Origin of the sequence: Niallia circulans (assembly GCF_003726095.1) — a bacterium.
Taxonomy (GTDB): domain Bacteria; phylum Bacillota; class Bacilli; order Bacillales; family Cytobacillaceae; genus Niallia; species Niallia circulans_A.
On record NZ_CP026031.1, the window covers coordinates 3241933 to 3267303 of the forward strand.

Sequence of the window (25371 nt, forward strand, 5' to 3'; positions counted from 1 at the left end):
GTTAAGCCCCCAGTTTATTTAATATTTGTGCAACTTCCGTCGGAATGGTTTTCCCTGTTGCTTGATCAATTGTGGAACCAAATATATGCGGCATAAAAAATTCGATTTCTATTTTCTTGACTGCATCAATGATTGTCTTTATATTGAACGCACTTATACCGCCTGCAGGTTCAATGCCGCGAATTCCTTTTTGTGCAGCAACTTTTGTTAAATAGACAAGCTCCTCTAAATGAACTTCCCCTGATAGAGGCATAAATTTAATGGACTCCACGCCTAAAGCAAGCGCAATTTCTACAAATTCCTCTACCTTTACTTCCATACCAGAAGCTAATTTCACTGTTCCAACGGTTCCACTTGGTTTTACTAATGCATTAACAAGCTGGGGAGAGGCTCCATTTCCTTCTAGAAATCCTTTTGCATAAACCGCACTTTCAAATGGCTGATTAATATGTCCCGGATTAGAAATAGCAGCTATGTCGAGAACTCGTTTTGCATACATAGGATCCCCGCCACCGCCAAGGCCGATTGAGACAATATCAACTACTTCCTTCAGTTCTTTAACCTTACTCGCTCCTTCTTGCCTATTGGAAAAATCGGACGCTACGATTCCTGGAACAACAAAACCTTTCCCAGCTTCCATGATGTCCTGTACATTTTCTTTGTCCTTTGCTAGAAAATTGAATAAAACAAAATCAAAAAGCTTTTCTTTTAACATGTTAGCGGCCCTCTTTCATTTTTTCAATAATTTGTACCATGTTTTGAAGAGCAACCTTGATTATTTTTTCCCCTTTATCTGAACGGGCTAAGGTTGCATCACTTAAAACGGCTGTTTCGGTAAATTCCTCCCAAGGCGTTGGTGTCACATCGGCAATCATTGGAATGGCTGGCATATCATTCAATGCTTTCTCCATCGCAACAAACTCTGGAGCTAGATATAACATGTAGGATGTTTCTATTTCATCTGCATGAAAGTATGTGCCATGACTTGCTGGCGTTTCTCTAACTTCCGCAATAACTTTGCTTGTACCAGGATAAAATAGATAGAGTACGATTAACTCTGGGTAAATTTCATAAAGCTTTCGTGCTGCTTCTTTCATAGCAAAAGCATTTCCTAGATGGCCATTAACCATGGCGAAAATTTGGAAGCCCTGACGGTATAAACTTTCTCCGATATCGAATAGCATACTAATTAAAGATTCATTCGATACATTGATGCTGCCAGGGAAGTTCTTTAAACTCCAAACCTGTCCATAAGGTAACGTCGGTAAAACAAATCCATTAACTTGTTCGGCGAGCTTTGCACTTAACCGTTCCGCTAAAAGATTATCTGTACCTAATGGTAAATGCGGGCCGTGAGCCTCTACGGCTCCAATTGGTAAGATAGCGACCTTTTTATCGATTATTTTTTCTTTCACTTCGAATGAGTTTTCGTATTGGAATTGCATGCTTACACCTCGCTCATTATTTTTTAAATGTAAAGCATCTCGCTGGATTTTCTACAAAGAATTTATGAACCAGCTGCTCCCCATTAAAGCCTTTTTGATTTGCTTCCTCGATGAATCTAGGAACCCACTTGGCAATAATGTATTCGAGACCTAAGCCGTAATCATAATGCTTATAATAGCTTTTACGAGCTGTATCACCAGAAATGAGGATTTGATTTTCATAGCCCTTTTCTACTAAATGTAGAATGCACTCAATTCTTAGCGACTCTGGTGCATATTTGATTTTCGCTATCCCGTCAAAGCTTAAAAGCGCTCCTGTTTTCGCTATTTTTTCATGATAAGATGGATCTGGATTACGATCCATATGTCCTAGACTTAAGAATTCCAGATTGACATTTTCTGATTTTAATAGTTCGATTTGCTCTAATGCCATCGTGCCAACTTCAGTATGGGAATGGATTGGAGCTTTTGTTTCATGATGTGCCCTTGCTACTGCACGTAAAGTCTTCTCTTCTAAGGGAGTAATTCGGTTATAGCCTGTCCCGAATTTCACTTGTCCTGCTTTAAAGGGCGTGCCTTCCAGTCCTTCTTCTACTTCTCTAATGACAAAATCCGTTAGTTTATTTATACTTGTTTGATCAATCCATTCTGCATAAGTATCGTAATTTCCAATAAGCGGTTTGAGCTCCTCTTTAATCTTTCCATCCCAAAGAAAGCTCTTGTTGAAACCAGCTGTACCGATAATGTGGAGATCCAGCTCATCTGCAATTTCCTTTACCGCCTGCACATCGCGACCATAATCAACGGCTGTAGCATCGACAATTGCTTGGCCACCGTGGCGTTTGAAATCAGCCACATCCTTTTTCGATTTTTCTTTATCATCTAACAGTAAATCATCTGCATCTCTTTCAGCCCAATAAGCTGGACGGCAAACAATATGTTCATGTGAATAAGTAAATCCTAACTCTTTAGGCTGAATATCTCCTCTTAACGTCCGAATAAAGCTCATTTCATTTACCTCCTGATCGATTAAGTGAAAAACCGACATATGAATCAATGTCGGATTATATAATTGTTATTTAATTAAAGAGCATCCCGATCAATCTGAATAATGGTCCTAAGATGAACATATCAGAATCCGCAGCCCACATGGCGGTATCTGGAATCGTCGAAGCAATCAGCGTTTTCACCATTAAGTATTGTCCCCATGCGACAACGGTTGCTGTTATGAAGCCACCCATTAGAGCGCCGCGGACGCCGCCAGTTGCATTCCCAAAAACACCAGCAGTTGCTCCATGAAAGAATAGTACAATCATTGTTGGCACAAACACATATCCTACTGTTTGCCCTAAAATAATTAGCCAGATGATACCGCCAGCAAATGCGCCAAGGAATCCAAGAATAACGGCATTTGGAGCATAAGTGAATACGATAGGTGCATCTAATGCAGGTCTTGCACCAGGAACTAGTTTCGTAGCGATTCCGTTGAAGGCAGGAACAATCTCACCAATAAACATTTTCACCCCGAAAAGGACAACAGCAATACCAGCTGCAAAGGTAAAGGATTGAATAATGGCATACATGATAAAATTCTGATCGCCAGCTTGAGCAACTAAAGCATCTGCAGCAGGTGTATCTTTTAGAGACAGAATAACAGCACCTATTACGAAGAGAATACTCATTGTCAGGGCAGTAATAACATTGGAGTCTCTAAGAAATTCAAGACCTTTTGGCAATTTGATTTTTTCCGCATCATTTTCTTTATTGCCAAACCACTTTCCAAACCAAGATGCTAGTAATGCAACGAGCGCGGAAGTGTGTCCCAGCGCTATTTGGTCATGTCCAGTAATTTTCCGCATATACGGCTGGACAATAGCTGGCTGGAAGGTCCAATAAATTCCCATAAATACGGATAATATAAGAACTAAAGCTGCGAATGGAATATTTGTTGTTGTATCAATAAGGACACCAGCAAATATCATGGTTGTCCAGAACATCATATGCCCTGTTAAGTAAATATATTTAAAGCGAGTAAATCTTGCTAATAACACGTTAATGACAAATCCGATAAACATCGCTAATGTAACTGCTGAGCCGTATTTCGCATTGAAGGCTTCTTGCCCCATAAAGGAACTAAATTCTGCTCCTTCAATCCCAAATACTTCACTCCACATCGGTTCAAATACTCCAAGGGAACCAGTAATAACACCTGCACCGGCATTAATGATTAAGAAACCAATCATTGCTTTAAATGTACCACTGATGATCTGGCTTGTATTCTTTTTCTGTAAGATCAAACCAAGCAACACAATAAAGCCTAATAAAATTGCTGGGATTCCGAAGAAGTTAGATGCTAGCCATTGAATGACCTCCATTGTTTGTTCCTCCTCTATTATTTAGGATTTATTAAACGATATTTGCTTCAAGAGCTGCTTTAATTTCAGTTGTATCAAAGTAATTATTAACGATAATGATTTTAGAGGAATGTCCTGCTAATGACTGGGATAGTTCATTACTTGTAATGATAAAGTCAGGACGCTCGGCAGAAGCACTGGAAACGTCTGTATTCTCTACATCTGCGTCTATCCCCATTTGGCGCAGCACATTTTCTACATTTATTCTTAAAATCAAGCTTGTTCCTTGTCCTAATCCACATACGCATAAAATTTTCATTAGATTTGTCCTCCTATTAATGGTTTAATCTCTTCATAGCTTTGTGCATTCAGCAGTTTTTCTACATTTTCTTGATCTGATAGAAGTGCCGTTAATTTTTGCAGCACGGTAACATGCTCAGTACTAGAGGAAGCACCTAAAGCGAATACTAACCTCACTGGATCGTTAAAAGAATGACCAAATTTAACTGGTGTCTTTAGTCTGACAAATGATACACATGCCTCTTTCACACCATCTTCTGGTCTTGCGTGAGGTAGCGCTATATTTGGCGCAAGAACAAAATAAGGGCCATTTGTTTGAAATGAACGCACCATAGCATGTATATAAGTTTCTTCAACAAGTTTACTATTCATTAGAAGCTTCCCCGTGCTAATAATAGCCTCTTCCGGTGATCCAGCTTCTACATCTAAAGCAATTAGAGATTTCTCCAAAAATTTCATGTATCACACCTCCATGTTAGTTAACCAATTGCTGATCAATTAAGGATTGTTTCATATATTGATAGATATCCTGTGCTGTTTGAAGTTTGATTAATCTGTTCACTGTGTCTTTTTTGGAAAATAATCCTGTTAATTGGGATAAAGCCCTGAGATGTGATTCTTGATCCAAAGGAGCCAATGTAATGATTAAGGAAACATCATGCTTTTCATCATTTGAAAAAGAAACAGCTTCTTCCAGTTTCAATAAACTGATGCCTAGTTTTTTGACGCCATCTTCTGGTTTAGCATGAGGAATCGCTACCTTTGGTGAAATAACAATATAAGGTCCATACTCTTCAATTTTTGAAATCATCGCATCTCGGTATGCTTCCGTAATATATTCGCCTTCTATCAGGGAGCGAGCCGCTAATTTAATAGCTGATTTCCAATTTGGAACATTTAAAGTTGTCTGGATATGCTCTTCTTTTAAAACATCAAATAAGTTTGGTTTATAGGCTTCGGTTATCGTCATATCTGGACTATTTAAATATTGTCTTAATTCCTTCATTAACTCGTCTTTTTGATGTATCGTTGCATATCGCTCCACCACATCGATAATTCTATTTGTCGCAAGATGCTGCTTTTGCGTGCTATTAAAGATAGCGTTTACCTTTTTTAATAAGCTTTCCTTTTCGGCATCCGATAGAATAGAACTGACGATAAAAACTGGAGTGTCCTTTTTCTGAATCGCTGTTGTGGAAAAGATAAGATCAACATGATAGTTCTTCTCCTCATAATCTCTAACGGAAACAGAATCAGTAATATCGATTGTTGAGAATAACCCTTCTAATTGCTGTTTTAATATTTGAGAGGTGCCAATCCCATTTGCACACACGACTAATGCTTTCTTTCTAGAAATTAATGTTGTCCCAGCTCTCCGTAAGCAGCCTCCAAAGTGAAAAGAAATATAAGCGATTTCATTTTCTGGTAGCTGCTTCCCAATTAACTTTTCGAAGGGCTCAATTACTTTCTGTGTGAGGAAGTACACCTCTTCAAATTGGGATTTAACAGAGTCAACAATATTTTTTTCGACATCAAGTCCATATTTGACTCGATAAAAAGCAGGTTTTAAATGAAGAACAAGATTTTTCACCAGTGTTTCCTGATCATCGAATAAGGTACAGGCAAGGATTTGAAATTGATTCGTCATTATTTTGGCAACCTTCATTAATTCTTCTGAAAGGATATTATCATTTAAATCTTCTTCCGAATAATTAACTCGTGCCCCTAATAAGTAAGTGGTTAAGTAAATCTGCTCATCTTCAGGAAAGGTTGTTTGGAATATACGTTGGAGTTCCCTGCAAATTTGTTTTGCAACCAAAAATGCTTTCGTGTTCCGTAATACTTCCTTTTCCACTTCATCCATTTTTATATATTGTTCTTGCGCTATTCTCATGCTAAATAACATAAATCGCAAACTTAAGCTGTAAAGCATATTATCGGTAAACTTAATATTTAATTCTTTTTCGCTTTGGAACAGTAAATGATAAACCTGTTTTAGCAATGTTAAAAGTTGCTCACTGTTTTTGGCATCGCTAAGTTGAATTTGTAGAGCAGCTACTAATGAATGGTGGTTTTGGACGGGGATGGCAATCGATAAATAATAGCCAATTGCTCTCCGAACTTCCGTTTCATCCCCTGATATGGTGTATCCTTGCTTCCGCTCAAAATCCAAATGAAGATGAAAAGAGCGAATGTCAGCTTTTAAAGATTTAATATCTTCAATAGTAGTCGTTCTACTAACTCTAGTTTTTTCCATTAGGTCTTCCAAAAAATATCGTTTTCCACCCATTAAGATATAAATAGCAATCCATGCCTTGCGTTCATCTTGTGAATATTCATAATGCCAGGCTTGTACTCTCTTTATATTGGTTGGAATAAGCTTTTTCACTTGATCTGCAAGAATAAATCCCGCACTCCGCACTTTTTTCACCTTGTCGATTCCAAGGCTTTCGAGCCAGTCATTTATTTTCTCTATATCATAATAGATGGTTCGGCGGGAAACATTTAATTTCTCTGTTAATTCTTCCACAGACATATACGAGTCTGCATGGATGAGTTGCATTAATATCGCAGTACTGCGTTTATCTAATGACATGTCATATTCCTCCTCGCACTTAAGAAATGTGCAAAAAGATAAAGGGCAATTGCTTAGCTTGATTCTACCTCTTAACGATTTATCTGGAAAGACCGATTATAATCAACAGCTTTTGTGCAAAATCGTACTCGTTAATCAGCATGATCCGAAAACAAATATTTATCTGTATATACGCTCTTCCCCATTCTCCAATGGATACAACCGATATTCCCATCTATGTGTACATTCCTCCAGCATATAATAGCCGTTCTCTTCATTCCTCACTATCCGAGAACACTGCTGTCTTGGGATCGCTCCTGACTCCTTGTCGTTTTCAACTTCTATCCAGCTTTCATTCGCTGATTTATCATAACGAACCTCTAAGCGATTACCATTAATCTCTATCGCTTGTCCATCCTCTTTCTTCTCAGCCATTTTCATAAAGGTTTCAATCTTTTCCTTCATTTCTGACGAAAAGGATTGGTTTTCTTCCTTCTTATTTTGGAGAGGATTATTACGGATAGAAGTGGGATTTAAATAAACATCCTTTTCTCCCTCTAAAGTTGGAAAACGAACCATATCTTTTGTAATCCATTGGGCGTTTTTCCACCCAATGGCACTTTCATCTCCCTCATCTCCCATGTCAGAAGAACGAACCATTACTTTAATGGATTGACCCTCCAGATGCTTGCCAATTAGTCCGAATTTTGTTTTGTAGAATTCATAAGAATAAGTGGTTTCACCAAGGGTAAAGTTCCGATGTTCAATCACTAACGACTGCCTGTTATAAGGGGAATCAATGGTCGTATAATTGTTTTCCAAAAGGGAATTCATTAGCGCGTATAAAAGTAAAATAGGAATACTTAACATTAAAATAATAATCCCCCAAAAGAAACGTCTACGAGTGGAACGAAATCCCATTATAACTAAAATCAGAATGTTAAGACAGAATGGGAGGATATACCCAGTTGGTAGCAGAAAGATAAAATAATAGCCTGTATAGTGCATGATGAGTAGTGTTATATCCATTGCAGCTAGTAAAGCTAAGAGCCATTTTGTTTTTGTCATTGTATCAGTCCTCTTCTTTTCTATACTTAGAAATTCTATGTAGTTATCTATATTTATACCTTATTAATAAATTTAAAACAACCCTATTCACTAATAACTGGGCTTTACAAACAAAATTTAATCCCCATCTAAATTTAGACAGGGATGCCTTAATTCAGTTTCTCATAACAGAAGCTCTACACTCAAAAAATATAAACACATTAACAAACATCAACTCTCCTCACCAAACGGACAATTCTCTACCAAAATAGACCCAGTCGGACACCCATCAACTGCATCTAATAAATCATCATATAATTCATCTGCTAACGCTACTGTTCCTGTATTATGATCTATCATCACCTCTGATAATCCTTCCTCATCGTAATCAAAAATCTCTGGGGCCGCTGCTCCACATGCTCCGCACGCAATACATGTATCCTTATCAACCATTACATATTTAGCCATTCTTATCCCCCTTCCCTCCATTTCTAGCTCAAGCTTCCTCTCCTAATCTTTTCATTTCCAGCTAGTTCTCTCCGGCACCGTCTCTACCACTAACGCTCCTTTCCTAAATAAATACCTGCATTTTGGTTGCTTAAAGAAAATCTCATATACATCTTTTACTGAAAAGCAGGCAAAATTCGCTTCTTTTCCTACTTCAATCCCATACTTATCCTTTATAGAGTAAGCTCGTGCTCCATTAATCGTAATCATGTTCACTATTTGCTTCAGCTCCTCTCTTCCAGTCATATGTGCTAAATGAAGAGCCATGTGAGCTGCTTGAAGGATATTGCCATTTCCGAATGGGTAAAAGGGAGTTTGGATATCATCATGGGCAATGCATACATTTACGCCATATTCCGCTAACTCTTTCAAACGTGTAATACCTCTCCCCTTTGGATGAGCATCTGTTCTCCCTTGCATCGTAGTGTTAACTAATGGGCAGCAGACAATTGTAACTTGAGCCTTTTTCACTAATGACATGACTTTGTTGGCATAGGTATCTGAATAATAAAGCAAGGCATTAGCGTGGCTAGCGGTTACCTTTCCCTCCATTTTCCCCTGCATTGTCAGGCTTGCGACAACTTCAAGGAAACGAGAATGTTCATCATCGACTTCATCACAAAAAATATGAATTTCTTTTTCATATTTTTTGGCTAGAGAAAAAGCGAATTCCAATGATTGAATTCCTTCCTCTCTCGTATTTTCCAAATGCGGAACTGCACTAACTGCATCAGCTCCTAGTAATATTGCTTTTTCTAACCGCTCTTGATTTTCCGGACAAGAAATAATTCCATTTTGCGGGAAAGCGATTATTTGAAGAGAAAGGAATGACTTCAGCTCTTCTCTTAATTCCATGATGGCATGCAAAGCTGTTAAGTCAGAATCGGAAATATCCACTGCTGCTCTCACATATAGCACGCCATATTCCATCAACATTTTAAGAGCTTTGAATGCTCTATTTTTCACATCTTCTTTAGTCAGCAACTGCTTTCTGACAGACCAAATATCAATTGCTTCTCCCAATGTACCAGATTGATTAAACCGAGGTTCCCCTGCTGTCAGCACCGTATCTAAATGCGTGTGCATCTCCACAAAAGGAGGCAGTAACACATTTCCTTCTAAATCCATTTCCTCTTTCCCCATTAAATTGCTTGATGAAATGGAGTGGATTTTTCCATCCTTTATACCTATATTAGTAGGATTTTCCTTAAAAGGAAGCTGAGCATTTTTTAAAACTAAATCAAGCATCATCTTCTCACTCCATTCATCTGTTTATCCCAGCTCTACTAATCTACTTAAACCGCCTTCGCCGAATCGATGCTCGAATTGGGAGCTACTAATCCAATCACCATTTTTGTATACATACCGCGCGGGAGATAGATTCGCAAAAAGATCATATATATTTGTAGCATCGAATAACACAAACTCAGCTATCCCTCCTTCTTTTATTCCATGGGCCTTTTTCCCAAAAATAGCAGCCGGAGTTTGAGTTATCATATTTAAAACAGCTATCAACTCCTCTTCACTCGCCAAATGTGCTGTATAGGCAGTGAGCAATCCTATTTGCAATAAATCAAATCGACCAAAAGGATGAAAGGGATCACTCACATTATCGGAGGCTGTCGCTAATCCGACCTTTTTCTGTAGCATTTCACGCACTCTCGTTATTCCTCTTCGAACGATTCCCTTATCTCCTCTGCCTTGCAAATACATATTGGCACCAGGCAAAGTGACAGCGTAGATATGTTGAAGAGCCATTTCTTCTATAATGCGATCGGACTTTTCCTCTGTCATAGCAGACAGAGAGCATAAATGCCCCGTCGTTACTCTTCCTTGAAAATCCCATTTCTTCGTATTATCAATAATTCTTTCAATTGTACAAACTTCCGGATTATCCTGTTCATCCACATGCAGATCAACGAACTTATCATATTTAGCGGCTAGTTCAAACAGCTGATCGATATCTTTTGTTGCGTTCGGTGACAAATGTGGTGCTCCGCCAATGCCATCTATCCCATAGGAAATCGCTTCTTTCAATACATCTCGTTCTCTTTCCGACTTCACCGATAGGTCTGAGAACATCGGAACAACTTGTATAGACACATACGACTTTAATAAATCTCTTGCTTCCAGTACTGCTTGCAGATGGCTTAATGCCAACTCATTCGATATATTCCATTCAAAGTTAACATGTGTACGTATATGTGTGGTGCCATGCGAAAGTGCTTGAAGCACGCCTTTCATCACTCGCTGTTTTATTTCTTCTTTGGAAAAAGACGCCGCTTTTCCGCTATAATTTCTAATTGCCTCGATTAGCGTGCCCGACTTATTCGGCACCGTTTCTAAAGAGAATGCTTTATCAAGATGGGTATGGATATCAATAAAAGAGGGAAGAAGAATTCTCCCCCCATATCTATTATTGGTTGATGATCTTCCTTACTGCTCCAAATGTCTTTAAATACGGAAAAATTCCCATTCCGCTTTTGGGTTTGTGGTTCTACTTTTGTATACATGCCGTTTTGAATCACAATGGTATAAAGCTTTTCTATATTCAGCAATGGCAAAGAAACATTGATCAATTGAATATCTTTCATCTTATTCACCTAAATATTTATTCGTAAATATTTTTGAAACATCTTCTTTCTTTTTAATAATGCCCAGATCCAGCAGCTCATCTTGGAGCATTGTCCAGCGCTCATCAGACATATAACCAAATCCATGCTCTTTTGCATCCCCGCCAAAAATCAATTCTTCTTCCGCTTTCGCTCCATAATCCATTAATTCCATGGATAAATCAGGATTTTTCTCCTTTAAGAAGGGATTAATCTCGTCTGAATGGTCGCGGTAATATTCCCAGCCTTTTGTCGTCGCCTTCATAAAGGATTGAACCAATTCAGGATTATCTTTAATTACATCTTCTGTCGTGAAAATAACATTGGCATATGTTTCAAACCCAGAGTCATGAATGAATAAGTAGTCTGTTTTTACTCCATCCTGCTCTAAAACATAAGGCTCCGAAGTAACATACCCTTGTGTGACGGCATTAGGGTCATCAATAAATGTTGCCAATGATCCGGTATAAGCCATATCCTTCACTTCTAAGTCATTTGCCTTCTTAATATACTCCCAATAGCCACTGCCTGGTGCTGTGTATACTGTTTTACCATCTAAATCTTTGAAATCCTTTAATGCACCTTCATGCCCTATTAATACTTGAGGACTTTTTTGAAAAATTGCGCCAATTGCTACTAAAGGTATTCCTTTATCTCTGGCGATTAGAACATCCTCTGCTTGCGTATAACCAAATTGGGCTTTGCCAGAAGCGACTATTTGTGTAGACGAAATTTGCGGACCGCCTGGCTCAATCGTCATATCAAGTCCTTCTTCTTTATAGAAATCCTGTTTTAAGGCGGCATAGTTCCCACCATGCTCCGGCTGAGCAAACCAATTTGTAACTAATTTAGCTTTCATTAATTCTCCATCCTTAGAGCTTCCGCCTGATTCCTTCGCATCTCCACAGGCCGTAAGCAGCAACATAGACATGGCAGTGATGAACACACCAATTTTTTTGGATGATTTTATTTTCCTCATTCACTAATTTCCCCCTTTACGATTATCTAGTAAAAAATCACATACCTATTAATTGTCTCGTTTCATTTCTGATTCATGCCAGGATCCTAAAACCCATTTTGACAATAGATTGACCAACAGGAAAAAGGCAATCCCTAAAATACTCGCAGAAATTCCACAGGCAAATAAGTAGGCTGTTTCCATGCGACTAGAGGCAACGGTAATCGCATAGCCTAACCCACCGTCTCCACCGCCAATACCCGCAATATACTCTCCGACAATTGCACCAACCACAGCAAGGGTACAGGAGATTTTCAGCCCAGCCATAATATAAGGGAGGGCAAAAGGAATGCGGACCTTCCACATAATTTTCCATTTAGACGCTTGGTACAAGGTTAGTAGATTAATCATTCCTCGATCTGTTGCATTTAAACCCACTAAGGTATTAGACAGCATTGGAAAAAATCCAATCGTAAAGGCAATAATGACAATCGCATTTGTTCCAGATCCGAACCAGATAACAATAATCGGGGCAATCGCGACAATCGGAATCGTCTGGAGAAGAATGGCGTAAGGGTACAAGCTTCTTTCCAGCATTTTCGAACTAGCCATTAATATTGCTGCAATGACTCCCCCAATCACACTAAAAATAAATCCAATGATAGAAGCAGTAATCGTTTTAGTCACTGCATTTCGCAAGTTCTCCCAGTTCTCTAGTGAAGCTTGAAGAATATCTGTTGGTTTCGGCAATAGATAGGGTGGTATTTGAAATAGCACGGTACCGTATTGCCAAAGGAGCATAAACAATACAAATACAATCAAAGGGGGAATCCAAACGCTAAACGCTTTCGTCCATTTTTTATCCGTTTTTATTCCTATTATCTGCACTTCGGTAACCTTTTGTGATGCTTGTTCCATAATATCCCTCCTTTTAAATAATCTCTGATTCTTGTTTCACCGGAATCTTACCTGGATTTAGTAAATCGAAAGGATCATTTTCTCGTTTCTTCATTAAGATCTTTTCCATTTTCAGATTATAACCGCCAAATCCAAGTAAGTACGTATGTGGATCATTAATTTCCACTTCTATCGTTCGGCAGAAATCAATAATTTCATATAATCTTTCTTTTGACTGATAGAGTATGACTGGTAAGGAGGCAGGAGTAATTTTTCCTTTTATCTTGATATACTCAAAGTGAAATTGAATCTCCTCTCCAAATTCCGCCCTCAATGTATCCATCTGTTCAAAAATACGATCCACTTTAAATCTGGCTTGAAGGTATGTCATATTCTCACCATGCTTATGAGCCCAAAGTGTTGCATGATTCCATGTAAAATCAGATACCTTTAAACCTTTATGATAGTTGTTAGCAGGTATCATTAAATCCGTGCTTCCTTTATATTTATCTACTAAGCTTTGTAACGCATCCAAACAGGACTCCTCTATTTCTAGCATCGTAATAGATTTCCCCTCATGAAGAACATCTTTTAGCGAATGAAAGTGAGAAGGAATCGGCCATTCACACACAGATACGAGACGTTTTATTATCTCTTCCTTATGGGCTAACTCATCCCCAAATTTCACCGCCTCTTTAAAGGTCGGGAAGGAAATGATGTGCTGGGTCCACTCTTGCTTCTCCTCCACTGGTAAAATAGCTTCTAACACAATCCCGGTTGTCCCGTAATTATGTATATAGTCCTCTATTTCCTCTCCTACTACCTCAAAGATTCTCGGCTCGCCTTCAAAAGTCATCACCGTCACACCTAGAATATTACCATCCCATAAGTTCCCCCACCGAATGGAACCAATTCCACCTGAACCTCCGCATAAGAAACCGCCTACTGTCGCAGTCATAAAAGTGCTTGGATAAATCCTTAGTTCTTTTCCTTGTTTTCGTAAGTTTTTTTCTAATGCGCCAAGACGCATTCCCGCCTGTACTTTGACAGTATCGTCTTTTAATTCTAGTAATTTATCCATTTTCGTTAAATCGAGCACAATCCCGCCTTTTAAGGGAATGGCCTGCCCATAGTTACCTGTTCCAGCTCCTCTAATCGTTACAGGTACTTTATTTTCGACTGCAAAAGTTACCAACCCTCGTATCTCTTCTATCGATGTCGGTTTTACTACACAATCAGCTACTTTATCCTTTAATTCTTCGAATAGTACGGGCGAATACCAGTAATAATCCTTAGACAATCGTTCTCTTAAGTTATCACTTACAATGACCTTCTCTTCTCCCACTAACTCTATTAATTTATCTAACCACATAAAAATCACCACCTATTAAAATTGTAAATAATGAGAAACCTTTGCTGCTATATCACTAAAATGATGGGAAGTTCTTAATTCAGCATTTCTCGGAAAGGGTAAGTCCACTTCGACTGTATTTTCAATTTTTCCTGGACTAGGGGTCATTACGGCAATTTTCGTTGATAAATACACAGCCTCAAATACATTATGGGTAATGAATAGAACGGTCATTTTTTCCTTTCCCCATATTTTTAACAACTCTGTTTGCAAGTTTTGTCTCGTAATTTCATCTAAAGCGCCAAAGGGTTCATCCATTAATAGTAATTTCGGTTTCGCCACAAGCGCCCTGGCAATTGATACCCTCATTTTCATGCCGCCAGATAATTCCCTTGGCAAAGCTTTGCGGAAATCCTTTAATCCTACTAATTCCAATACTTTTTCTGCCATTTCCTCTTTTCGCTTTTTTGGAATCTGTTGGAATTCGAGTGGAAGTAAAATATTATCCATTACATTTCTCCAAGGCAATAAAGTAGCATCTTGAAAAACGAAGGATACATCTGTGCTCTGCTTTTGAGCTTGATGAGGGCTCTTCCCTAGAATCGTCAGTTCTCCATCTGTATGCTCAATCAATCCTGAAATCATTTTAAAGATCGTTGATTTTCCACAGCCCGATGGACCTACAAAGGATACAAACTCTCCTTGTTCAATATCGAGACTGACATTTTGAACGGCTGTTTTCCCATTTGGATAAACCTTATTAACATTTTGGAGATGAACAATCGTTTCATTTAAAGGATGCAGTTTTTTTCCTTCCATCACATTGGTATTTTGCATACAGAACCTCCTCCTGAGTTTTCGAATTATATTGTGCTTTTGACTGTACGAAGATCGAAACGAATCATTTCCTTAATAGCACCGGCAAAGCTTTCACTAACTAATTGAAGAATCTGTTCCCCTTTTTCAATGGTCGCACTAGCAGCATCTCCCGCAATTCCTGTTTCCGATATATCCTTCATCACCCACGCAAAGTAACTGTTTCCTTTCAAATATAAATGCTGTGTATCTTCAGGTAAGTGGACAAACTCTGTTGGACTAAGTTCCATGTCCACCCATGCTTCTTTTAACGCTAACACCATGGACGTCTCGACCTCGCCTCCATGAATCCCATACTTTTGTTCCTTATCAGAAATAAGGGAATGTATGACCGAATAATCAGGGTTTAGTCGAAAGACATTCATCCCTGTTTCAATCCGTACTTCTCTTGCCATCATATTTAGAAGATCATGATTCCCTCCATGCGTATTGAACAGAAGTAATTTTTTAAATCCGCTTTCTCGTATACTTTTCGCAATATCACGAATGACAGCCTGTAAAGTATCTGCCGATAATGTTATCGTTCCTGACATCCCTAAATGCTCTGTACTCTTTCCATATGGTAAGGAAGGTAAAACCCAAACATCCTCATCTGGGATTAAATTTAATGCCTCCACTAATAGTCCTTCGCCTATTAATGTATCTGTATAAACAGGCAAATGTGGTCCATGCTGTTCTACTGCACCGATCGGCAAAATAACAAGTGCATTTTCCTTATCTAATTCCTTGATTTCTTTGGATGTCAATCTAGGTAAAAACCTTTTTTCAAATGCATGACCGCTATATCTTCTATGTAACATTTTTTCCCATCTCCTTTAAGAAAACTACAATTTCCCCTTACACTTATCCAAAAATTAACTTTTTATGCCACACCATCACAGCTGATGTTATATTTACTAACATAAACATAATATTTATATTAGTGGTTACTTTGCAAATAAACATTAGCAGTTTTGTGGATATTTTCATAATATTTTGTATACTTTGAACAAATTTGAATATTGGGATAATTTATAGATGAAGGAGGTGCTTTTCATTCGATATCTTCCTTCTGTTTTAGAAATTTATCATCAGTTGGCGCAAAAGGTAAAGTTGCGAGGATAGAGGACTAGGAAAAAATAGCAATAAGCAATAATAGAAGAATTAAAAAAGGAAGCAGGGGAACTATCCCCTGCTCCTTAAGAGATGTTAATTATTTTGTCATTGTCTGTTCGTTCAGGTACGCGTTCGACTTTTCCTACTAAGAATATATAAGATAAGGCGCCTACTAATGCGATGCAGGCAATGAATGTAAGGGCTGGCGCAAAGCTACCTCCTTTTACTAAGAAGCCAATGACTATTGGAATAATAATGGAGGCTGTTCCCCCAATAAAATTAAAGACGCCGCCGGCAATGCCGATTAGTCGTTTTGGTGCTAATAGAGAAACGAATACCCATGTGATCGAGGCGAAACCGTTACCAAAAAAGGCAATAGACATGAACAATACAATTAAGGTTGGACTATCCACGTAATTGGCTCCGATAATGGAGGTAGATAAGATTAAACCTGCGATTATTGGTGTTTTTCTCGCTTTATTACTAGACACTCCTTTTTTCACAAGGAAGTCGGAAAGGAAACCTGCGGAAAGGACCCCGATGAATGCGGCAATAAAGGGCAAGGATGCTAAAAATCCAGTCTTAATAAAGGATAAGCCACGATACTCGACTAAATAGGTAGGGAACCAAGTTAAGAAAAACCATAGGGTAGAGCTAACTGCAAATTGACCAATATAAATTCCCCAAAGCTTTCTGCTTGTTAAGACGGTTGCTAAATCTTTCTTTCCGATTTTCGGTTTGTCCGCTTTATCAGCAGCTGCATCAACAAAGCCGTCTCCAGCTTGAATGTAATCAAGTTCGGCCTTGTTCACTTTTTTACTTTTGCTTGGATCGCGATAAAGAATGAACCAAAGAACGGCCCACACAAGTCCAATAATACCAGTAACAATAAACAGGCCTCTCCATCCAAACGTTTGTTGGAAGAAAATAAGGGTTGGTGTTAGGAATGCTAGTCCAATAAATTGACCTGACGTGTAAATGGAAATTGCTCTTGCACGTTCATTTTCCGGAAACCAGCTAGCTGCAACCTTACTATTTGTCGGGAATGCTGGTGCCTCAAACACTCCTAAACCTACTCGTAATATAAACAATCCTAAGAAACCGCTTGCAAATCCTTGGAGTAAAGTCATAAGGGAGAATCCTGCAATCCCAATTGCATGAGTATTACGGTTCCCTAGTTTATCCAACATCCAGCCACCTGGAATTTGAAGCAAGCAATACGTCCAACCAAAAGCTGAAAAAATAAGACCCATTGTCACGGAACTTAATCCTAGCTCTTCTGTAATAAAGGGAGCTGCAATCGAAATGTTACTTCGATCCATATAGTTAATAATAACCGTTATAAATAACATAAACACAACACTATAGCGAACCTTTGTTGCTTTGTTCTTCATATCTTAGTCCTCCTATCGTCCTTTTCACTATCGATCCTTTTCTTTCTACGGCAGGGAGTTTCTCCCTGCCGTACAACCAGCATCCTTACCACTCTGCCACGCTTCCATCACGATGACGCCATACTGGATTTTGCCATTGATGACCTGTTTTCGCCATTTCACGAACAACATCCTCATCAACCTCAATTCCAAGTCCAGGTCCTTGCGGAATTTTCACATAACCATCTTCATAGGAAAAGACTGTTGGATCCTTTAAATAATCAAGTAAATCACTGCCTTGGTTATAATGAATACCTAGACTCTGTTCTTGAATGACGGCATTATGTGCTGTTGCATCTACTTGTAAACAAGCTGCTAATGCAATCGGTCCTAATGGACAGTGTGGTGCAGCTGCTACATCATAAGCTTCAGCCATACTGATAATTTTTTTGCATTCCGTGATTCCACCCGCATGGGATAAATCTGGCTGGATAATATCAACATATCCATCCCTTAATAAGGATTTGAAATCCCATCTCGAAAACATACGTTCACCTGTTGCGATAGGGATAGCCGTTAATAACGCAATTTCTCTTAATGCTTCATTATTTTCTGGTAATACTGGTTCTTCAATAAACATTGGATTAAATTCTTCTAATGCTTTAGCTAGCACTTTTGCCATTGGTTTATGCACACGCCCATGAAAGTCAATTCCAATCCCGATATTTTTGCCAACAGCTGCACGAATAGCTGCCACGTTTTCCAGTACTTTATTCACCTTTTCATAGGAATCTATGTATTGCATTTCTTCCGATGCATTCATCTTTATCGCTTGGAATCCTTTATCGACACACTCTTTTGCCGCTCTTGCTGTATCACTCGGGCGATCTCCGCCAATCCATGAATAAACCTTGATAGAATCACGGCATGCTCCGCCTAATAATTGATAGACTGGGGCATCATAGTATTTTCCTTTTATATCCCAAAGTGCTTGATCAATTCCAGCGATAGCACTCATAAGAATCGGACCGCCTCTATAAAAGCCTCCTCTATACATGACATTCCAGTGATCTTCAATTCTTAATGGATCTTTCCCAATTAGATGCGTCATTAATTCTTCTACAGCCCCTTTGACTGTAGCCGCTTTCCCTTCAATTACTGGTTCTCCCCATCCAACAATTCCTTCATCTGTTTCGATTTTCAAGAATAACCAACGTGGTTGTACGGTGAATAATTCATAGCCTGTTATTTTCATAGAAAAAACACTCCTTATAATGAATAATTTTGTGCTAACAACGTAAATTTATTTGATTTTTCAGTTAATTCTTGTAAGTATTGTTCCGTTATTTCCTTTCTTGTGTCTACTAACGAACTACCAATACCCAATCCTGCAGCCCCGGCTTCTAAGTATTCCTTCACATTTGTTAAATCCACTCCGCCAGTTGGTAACAATGGTATTTGCGGCAATGGCCCATGAATATCCTTGATAAACTTCGGACCTACAGCAGTGGCTGGAAATACTTTTATAATATCCCCTCCAGACTCGTAAGCTTCCAAAATTTCAGTTGGAGTGAAAGCAGCAGGAATGCTAACTGCACCATATCTTTTGGTCATCCGGATGGTTTCCTCTTTATAAGTCGGGGATAAAATAAATCGAGCACCAGCTAACAGAGCACTTCGCGCAGACTCTGCATCTAACACCGTACCAGCGCCTACCGCCATTCTGTCTCCAAATTCGTCGGCTGCCCTTTCAATGGCTGTTAGCGCTTTCGGCGAATTCATCGTAATTTCGACTACTCTTATTCCTCCTTCATATAAGGACTTAACAATTTTCAATGTATCCTCAGGGTCGGCCCCTCGTATGATGGCAATTAATTTATGATCGAAAATTTTCTGAAGTGTACTCATCTTATTACCGCTTCCCTTCTATTATCTATTCACTTCATCGACTAAGTCGGATTGAAAAAATTGATTTAATTCCCTTTTGCTAGGAAGTCCCTCTATATCTCCATTAGTAGAACAAACCATGGCCCCGATGGCACAGCCTCTTTTTACTGCTTCACTGATAGTTAATTTATCAAGCAGCCCAGACAGGACGCCTGCAGCAAATCCATCTCCTGCACCTACTGGATCAATTACTGTTTTTACTGGATAACTATCAATATATCCTTTGCTATCAGTAGTAGAGTAATAGGCACCCTTCTCTCCAAGTTTAATAATTACTGTTTCCACACCCATCTCGTGAAAGGATCGAATGGCTTTCTCATATTCCCTCGTGCCAAATAAAAATTCGCATTCACTTATACCTGGTAAGACAATATCAGATTTCGCCCCTATCTCCAGAATGACTTCTCTTGCTTCCTCATCATCCCAAAGTTTTTTGCGTATATTGGGATCAAAGACTATTTTTAACCCGTTGTCTTTTGCAATATTAATTGACTCAAACACAGCTTTTCTGCAAGATAGACTAAGGGCAGGAGTAATTCCAGAAAGATACAAGTATTTCGCATTTGCTATATAGTTTCTATCTAAATCAGCTGGCGCTAACCTGCTTGCAGCTGAGTCTTTGCGATAGTAATAAATATTGACAGCATCCTGATTCAAGATTTCTTTAAAGAGAATTCCTGTTGGTGCTTTTTCATCGATAACTACCTTGCTAACGTCTACTCCTTCTCCTCGAACTGTATTTAAAATCATCTCGCCAAATTCATCTCGGCCAAGCCGGCTAATCCAGCCAGCCTGATGGCCTAGTTTTGCTAAACCAATCAAGGTATTGGTCTCAGCACCGGCAATCCTTGAAGTATACTGATTTGCATAACGGATTTTACCGAGTGTGTTAGGTGTAAATAAAACCATCGTCTCACCGATGCTAATAACATCCATCTCTTCGCCTCGTTTCTTATAAAGTGAAACTTCCATCAGTTTGGGGCTACATCCCACTGAAAGTTAATTGAACATTCGGAACTTTATGAATAGTCGATTGCAACAAATCCCCCCCGAAGTCTCATAACCTTAAGGTTGAGTCTTACTGTCCGTTAAGTGTGGGATAAAATATACCCCATGCTTTCCGATATTTTCTTCGCTGTCCAAAGAACTCTTTCTACTACTTCTTCTTTTTGTTTAAGCATTCTTTCCCTTGGGCCTGCTACACTTATTGCTGCTTCCAGCTTGCGTCCTGGTCCAAATACAGGTGCCGCTACACAATACAATCCATCTTCTCCTTCTTCATCATCAATCGTATATCCAATCATCGAATACTGATAAAGCTCTTTTTCTAATTCCGCTCTGTCTGTCACCGTTTTCTCTGTAATCGGAACAAGTTCAATCTGGTCTAAAATCCGCTTTCTCTCTTCTTCTGACATATTAGCTAAAAAGGTCTTCCCCAACCCCGTGCTATACAATGGTTTACGATAGCCAGTTTGGGCAGTTGTACGGATGGAGCGATTGCTGTTTATTTTTTGGACATAAACTAATTCATTCTTAGCAAGCGTTGCCATAAATACAGTCTCTTGAACATTTTCCATTAATTTTTGCAAATATGGCTTAGCTTGGATAGATATATCCATATTTTCCATAGCAAGCGTACCAATGTGAACTAATTTTGCTCCTAATTTAAATCGCTTCAATACATCTATACTTAGATAATTCTGTTCCAAAAGCGTTGCCACGAGATTAGATGTACTACTTTGCGGGAATGAAAGTTTCTCACTAATTTCTTTAATTGATAACCCATCCGGATAATGGGCAAGTAGTTCAAAAATTCGCAGAACCCTTTCGGCAGATTTAACTGACATCCAATCCTCTCCTTCTTTTACATCACATATGTGATGTAAAATCATATATGTGATTAATTCCGATACATAATATCACCCCTTATTTGCAGTGTCAATATGTTTTGTGGAATCGCTAACAAAAAAATAATCGCTAAAATAAATCCTTTGAAAGCAATTTTAAATCTATAACACCCCACCAATAAAATAGTTTGTTTCAGAAAAAAGAAGCTTCAGAGAGTTGGATTAACTCACTAAAAGCTTCTTGCGTTATACTATTGTTCCTTGTTTTTATAAATTTACTTAAACCAAGACGTGGAACCCTTTTTTATCAATTATCCATTTTTTTATTTAAGTAATTTTCATAAATTTTTCCAAAAAAGAAAAAAGATAGATATATATAATAAAGATACAATTGACCTACAAAGAAAAAAGAACCATGAAAATGGTTCCTTTTCCTTGCCCTCACCTGCTTGGCGTGGATACCAATATCAAACCGAAAGATCAATTGATTTCCCTAGTGTGGGATGGGGGGCTTCTAGCATTTTTAGTAATTGATCATTATTCTGTTCAGCGGTATCCATTGCCTTTTTTGTTAAAGCTATGCCGACATTTTGCGATAAGCTTGCTTGCTTCATTCCTATTGATAATGCAGCAATATCCATTTTTTTCACCACCTCTTCTTGTTATCGGCTGCCAGACATAACTGTAAACAAATTTTTACCAATCTATTACTTAGAGCCTGGTAATACCTTAATTGCTTATAATAAAAATCCCCTTTTGCGGTATGTTTCTCTATCTTTATTTCTATTTATCTCCAATCTTCTTGCCATTAATTAAACGGCCGAACCGTCCCTCTGAATTTATTAAGTTGTCTTAGGCTCTAATTTCATTATTGCGCCAAAATATTGGGAGGCGGTAGTAAAGGTGATAAACGCAATAAGCTCACTGATTTCCGCTTCTGAAAGATACTCTTTCACTATATTGAATTGGGCATCTGAAATATCCCTTTTTTGCTTCAAAAAGGCTTCTGCAAACCCTACTGCAATCGACGTTTTTTCATCGAACAAGTGGGGTTCAGGTTTTCCCTTTGCCTTGCAATATTCACACCCATTGCTTTGTGCTAAGGTTCTTCTTACTTGTTCTTTTAGATAGGATGATAAATTCAAATCTTTTTCTAACACATCTCCTAATTGATTCCATCCATTTAAGACATCTAGATTATATCCTAAGAGTCTTTGAAAAGGGGTTTCACCGTTTTTTGATTCATTAATTCTTGCCATCCTTACTACCTCCTTGTAGAATTAATTTTACTGGAGATTATGAAAGGATCCCATTAAAAATGACACATTTTTTATAGATACACTTTACAATCTTAACAAATATGGAGGTTTTTTATTAAAAATGAAAATAGATTCAATTGATAAGAAAATAATCGATGAATTAAACCAAAATAGTCGATTATCGATGAGTGAACTTGGAAGAAGAATTAATTTATCTTCTCCGTCTGTAACAGAACGCGTAAGGCAAATGGAGTCATTTGGAATAATCAAAAGGTATACTTTAGAAGTGGATTACAGTAAACTTGGACTTCCTATTCAATGTATTATTGAAGCAACAGTCAAAAATGGTGATTATAATTCTTTTAAAAGGTATATTGAGGAGCAGCCAAATGTAGAGTTTTGTTACAGAATTGCTGGAAATGCCTGCTATATGCTAAAAATGCAATTCGATACATTTGCCAAAGCAGAACAATTTATTGAAGATGTAAATCCTTTTGCTCACACTGTAACGCATTTTATTTTTTCAAAGGTGGATACAAATTTAAAGATTGATTCAGACTGATTTTATTTAGATTTTGTTTAAGGAGATATGCCCCCTTAAAATGGATAAAAGTGTTTATTTTATATGGAGCGGTAAGAACGCACTTGTTATTGAGGAAATTTGTCCACTATTCCCGCACGATTAGAAAAAGGAAGGTTCCCCTCATATGGTGACCTTCCCTCTTCTTATTTATTAGTATTTCTAATCAATAGTTAAATTTCTTCCGTTAAAACATTAGCTTTAGGAAACGCTTCTAACAAAATCGCTACTACCATCTAGCTAATGTCAGCTGCACCAACTTAGAAAACGCTTAATTTTTTTATTCTGGACAATATTGATTAAACAGCCGTAATGACAACTTGCTTTTCACTTACTGTCCTTTCCTTTATCGTATCGATTTGTTTATAATCTGCACTGTTTGTAATAATAACAGGAGTAATCAGATTGTATCCTTCTTCTCTAATTTTTTCCATATCAAATTCTAATAACAAGTCACCAGCACTCACTTTATCTCCTTGTTTTACATGTGCTGTGAAGTATTTACCCTCCAGCTGGACTGTATCCATTCCAATATGAATTAAGATTTCTGCCCCATTGTCAGATGTAATTCCGATGGCATGCTTTGTTTTGAAAAGAGTCGTAACAATACCGTTTACTGGAGATACAGCCCGCCCTGCTGAAGGGATAATGCCAACGCCTTTCCCCATTGATTCGGAAGCAAAAACTTGATCAGGAATTTCTTTCAGAGAGATTAGTTCACCAGAAATCGGGCTAACTATTTCTTCATTTCTTACTCCTTTCATTAATTCTTTCCCTTCACTAACCACTTCTTTTACTTGTTTATTAATACCACCAAACAATAATGTAAGAACGAATGATAATACAAATGCAACACCAATCGCAATCATCGCACCCCAAAAGGATGAATCCACACCATTTTCCGGGTTGATCAATGTAGGAATTTTGAAAATTCCTAGTGGACCTGGAGAATATGATTTTGCATTCATGACCGCAATGATTGCCCCACCTATACCTGCGCCTATGCAACTGATAATAAACGGCTTTTTAAGTGGTAGTGTCACCCCATAAATTGCTGGTTCTGTTACACCAAAGATACCAGAAATAAAGGCTGGAACACTTAATGATTTTACCTTTTTATTTTTAGTAAGAAGCATAACAGCTAAGACGGCACCAATTTGCGCGAACGATGCTGCAAATGCCATTATCAAGAAATTATCATAGCCTAATACGGGGTAGTTATTGTAACCGATTGGAGCAAATCCCCAGTGAAGACCAAAGATAACAAATACTTGCCAAAAACCACCCATGACCAAACCTGCAATAGCTGGAACAGTTTCATAAATCCATAAAGTTCCTTGACCAAGAAGATTTGATGCCCATGTTGATACAGGTCCAATAATTAAGAATGTTAGTGGGACAATCAATAACAAGGTGAATAGTGGAACAAAAAAGCTTTTTACCACCGCTGGCATGACCTTTGCTAACCATTTTTCTACTTTTGCCGCAAAATATGTTGCTAAGATAATCGGAATAACACTAGATGTATAAGTCATTAGAACAACGGGAATTCCTAAAAATTCGATTTGAATTGGTGATTCAAATAGTGTTCCTTGAAAAACTGTCATAATTGGATCAAGCGCTTTGATATCCACAAGAGTTGGGTGTACCAAAGCTGTAGCGATAGCCATCCCTAACATAGGTGTTCCGCCAAACTTTTTCATTGCCGTATAACCTAAGAAGATTGGCAAAAATACGAAGAAACCATCGCCTATCGCATTTAATAAGGCATAGATTCCATAGGTAGACTCCACTGCCCCTGTCTGAGCATTTACTGGTACATTACTGATCCAGCCAAATGCCACGAATAATGCATTAAAACCTTTGATAATACCTGTTGCAGCTAGCAAACCTAAAACTGGGGAGAAAATATTTGAGATAATATCAATAAAGCGATTGAACAAGCTTTGTTTTTCTTGGTTTTCATCCTCTGGATCTACTGGGGCTGATGATGAAAATCCGCCTGCTGCCACAACATCTTTGTAGACATCTGGCACATGATTTCCAATTACCACTTGGTATTGTCCACCGCTTTTGATAACGGTTACAATTTCATCCATGTCTTTTAATACCTCTGTGTTTGCCTTACTTTCATCTTTCAACTTAAAACGTAAACGTGTAATACAATGGGTTACGCTCTTTACATTCTCTTTCCCGCCGACATTTTGTATTATGTCTTTTGCTAGTTGTTCATATTTCATGATGGTACACCTCCAACATGTATTATTTAGCAAAATTTTCAAATCGTGTCGAATCATGAAAAACAAAAAAACCTAAATCTCTTACAATATAAGACATGAGCCTCATAT

At 38.2% G+C, this 25371-nt stretch carries 26 protein-coding genes; 1 reads left to right on the top strand and 25 read right to left on the bottom strand.

The genetic code is table 11. From position 1 onward, the window contains the following. Position 1 precedes the first annotated feature (1 nt). The 24 genes from C2I06_RS15550 to C2I06_RS15665 form a co-directional block, all read right to left on the bottom strand. Positions 2-715: a KDGP aldolase gene (locus C2I06_RS15550; protein ID WP_123258364.1), complete on the bottom strand. Its 714-nt coding sequence runs from the start codon at positions 713-715 to the stop codon at positions 2-4. A 1-nt stretch (position 716) separates the two neighbouring features. Next, positions 717-1445, bottom strand: a complete 729-nt coding sequence (locus tag C2I06_RS15555; protein WP_095329667.1) for a creatininase family protein — start codon at positions 1443-1445, stop codon at positions 717-719. 16 nt (positions 1446-1461) lie between these two features. Continuing rightward, positions 1462-2454, bottom strand: a complete 993-nt coding sequence (locus tag C2I06_RS15560; RefSeq protein ID WP_095329666.1) for a phosphotriesterase family protein — start codon at positions 2452-2454, stop codon at positions 1462-1464. 70 nt (positions 2455-2524) lie between these two features. Further along, positions 2525-3820 carry a PTS ascorbate transporter subunit IIC gene (locus C2I06_RS15565; RefSeq protein WP_095329665.1) on the bottom strand — a complete coding sequence of 432 codons (1296 nt, stop codon included), beginning with the start codon at positions 3818-3820 and terminating at the stop codon, positions 2525-2527. Between the two features lie 31 nt (positions 3821-3851). Next, positions 3852-4118 carry a PTS sugar transporter subunit IIB gene (locus tag C2I06_RS15570; protein ID WP_095329664.1) on the bottom strand — a complete coding sequence of 89 codons (267 nt, stop codon included), beginning with the start codon at positions 4116-4118 and terminating at the stop codon, positions 3852-3854. Beyond that, the gene (locus C2I06_RS15575) at positions 4118-4558 is read right to left on the bottom strand and encodes a PTS sugar transporter subunit IIA (RefSeq protein WP_095329663.1); all 441 of its coding nucleotides are present in this window, start codon (positions 4556-4558) and stop codon (positions 4118-4120) included. Before C2I06_RS15575 ends, C2I06_RS15570 begins: the two co-directional genes overlap by 1 nt. 16 nt (positions 4559-4574) lie before the next feature. Continuing rightward, positions 4575-6695, bottom strand: a complete 2121-nt coding sequence (locus tag C2I06_RS15580) for a BglG family transcription antiterminator (RefSeq protein ID WP_123258365.1) — start codon at positions 6693-6695, stop codon at positions 4575-4577. 159 nt (positions 6696-6854) lie between these two features. Next, positions 6855-7742: a hypothetical protein gene (locus C2I06_RS25315; RefSeq protein ID WP_206427972.1), complete on the bottom strand. Its 888-nt coding sequence runs from the start codon at positions 7740-7742 to the stop codon at positions 6855-6857. Positions 7743-7952: 210 nt separating this feature from the next. Further along, positions 7953-8189, bottom strand: a complete 237-nt coding sequence (locus tag C2I06_RS15590; protein WP_123258366.1) for a ferredoxin — start codon at positions 8187-8189, stop codon at positions 7953-7955. A gap of 51 nt (positions 8190-8240) precedes the next feature. Next, positions 8241-9479, bottom strand: coding sequence for an amidohydrolase family protein (locus C2I06_RS15595; protein ID WP_249928231.1), 1239 nt, complete (start codon positions 9477-9479; stop codon positions 8241-8243). Positions 9480-9500: 21 nt separating this feature from the next. After that, positions 9501-10628, bottom strand: coding sequence for an amidohydrolase family protein (locus tag C2I06_RS15600; protein WP_123258367.1), 1128 nt, complete (start codon positions 10626-10628; stop codon positions 9501-9503). Next, positions 10571-10822 carry a hypothetical protein gene (locus C2I06_RS15605; protein ID WP_123258368.1) on the bottom strand — a complete coding sequence of 84 codons (252 nt, stop codon included), beginning with the start codon at positions 10820-10822 and terminating at the stop codon, positions 10571-10573. The genes C2I06_RS15600 and C2I06_RS15605 overlap by 58 nt, the downstream gene beginning before the upstream one ends. A 1-nt stretch (position 10823) precedes the next feature. Beyond that, a complete protein-coding gene (locus tag C2I06_RS15610) occupies positions 10824-11819 on the bottom strand; it encodes an ABC transporter substrate-binding protein (protein WP_095329659.1) in 996 nt (331 codons plus the stop codon). A 48-nt stretch (positions 11820-11867) separates the two neighbouring features. Further along, complete coding sequence (locus tag C2I06_RS15615; RefSeq protein WP_123258369.1) at positions 11868-12716, bottom strand: ABC transporter permease; 849 nt, start codon at positions 12714-12716, stop codon at positions 11868-11870. 13 nt (positions 12717-12729) lie between these two features. Beyond that, positions 12730-14067 carry an FAD-binding oxidoreductase gene (locus C2I06_RS15620; protein ID WP_123258370.1) on the bottom strand — a complete coding sequence of 446 codons (1338 nt, stop codon included), beginning with the start codon at positions 14065-14067 and terminating at the stop codon, positions 12730-12732. A gap of 15 nt (positions 14068-14082) precedes the next feature. Further along, a complete protein-coding gene (locus C2I06_RS15625; RefSeq protein WP_123258371.1) occupies positions 14083-14883 on the bottom strand; it encodes an ABC transporter ATP-binding protein in 801 nt (266 codons plus the stop codon). Between the two features lie 26 nt (positions 14884-14909). Continuing rightward, on the bottom strand, positions 14910-15722 hold the full coding sequence (locus C2I06_RS15630) for a creatininase family protein (protein WP_123258372.1): 813 nt from the start codon (positions 15720-15722) through the stop codon (positions 14910-14912). A gap of 378 nt (positions 15723-16100) precedes the next feature. After that, a complete protein-coding gene (locus tag C2I06_RS15635; protein WP_123258373.1) occupies positions 16101-17411 on the bottom strand; it encodes an MFS transporter in 1311 nt (436 codons plus the stop codon). Positions 17412-17496: 85 nt separating this feature from the next. Continuing rightward, complete coding sequence (gene dgoD / locus C2I06_RS15640; protein WP_123258374.1) at positions 17497-18645, bottom strand: galactonate dehydratase; 1149 nt, start codon at positions 18643-18645, stop codon at positions 17497-17499. A 14-nt stretch (positions 18646-18659) separates the two neighbouring features. Beyond that, on the bottom strand, positions 18660-19298 hold the full coding sequence (locus tag C2I06_RS15645; protein WP_123258375.1) for a bifunctional 4-hydroxy-2-oxoglutarate aldolase/2-dehydro-3-deoxy-phosphogluconate aldolase: 639 nt from the start codon (positions 19296-19298) through the stop codon (positions 18660-18662). A 21-nt stretch (positions 19299-19319) separates the two neighbouring features. Next, the gene (locus tag C2I06_RS15650; protein WP_123259166.1) at positions 19320-20273 is read right to left on the bottom strand and encodes a sugar kinase; all 954 of its coding nucleotides are present in this window, start codon (positions 20271-20273) and stop codon (positions 19320-19322) included. Between the two features lie 152 nt (positions 20274-20425). After that, positions 20426-21184, bottom strand: coding sequence for an IclR family transcriptional regulator (locus C2I06_RS15655; RefSeq protein ID WP_123258376.1), 759 nt, complete (start codon positions 21182-21184; stop codon positions 20426-20428). Between the two features lie 467 nt (positions 21185-21651). Then, a complete protein-coding gene (locus C2I06_RS15660) occupies positions 21652-21825 on the bottom strand; it encodes a YjfB family protein (protein WP_082138312.1) in 174 nt (57 codons plus the stop codon). 201 nt (positions 21826-22026) lie between these two features. After that, positions 22027-22443: a carboxymuconolactone decarboxylase family protein gene (locus C2I06_RS15665; RefSeq protein ID WP_123258377.1), complete on the bottom strand. Its 417-nt coding sequence runs from the start codon at positions 22441-22443 to the stop codon at positions 22027-22029. A gap of 121 nt (positions 22444-22564) precedes the next feature. On the opposite strand from C2I06_RS15665, the gene C2I06_RS15670 reads away from it, so the two are divergent. Beyond that, positions 22565-23005, top strand: a complete 441-nt coding sequence (locus C2I06_RS15670; protein WP_123258378.1) for an Lrp/AsnC family transcriptional regulator — start codon at positions 22565-22567, stop codon at positions 23003-23005. Positions 23006-23322: 317 nt separating this feature from the next. Here the strand turns inward: C2I06_RS15670 and C2I06_RS15675 are convergent, their stop codons facing one another. Then, positions 23323-25263 carry a beta-glucoside-specific PTS transporter subunit IIABC gene (locus tag C2I06_RS15675; RefSeq protein WP_123258379.1) on the bottom strand — a complete coding sequence of 647 codons (1941 nt, stop codon included), beginning with the start codon at positions 25261-25263 and terminating at the stop codon, positions 23323-23325. Positions 25264-25371: the final 108 nt, after the last annotated feature.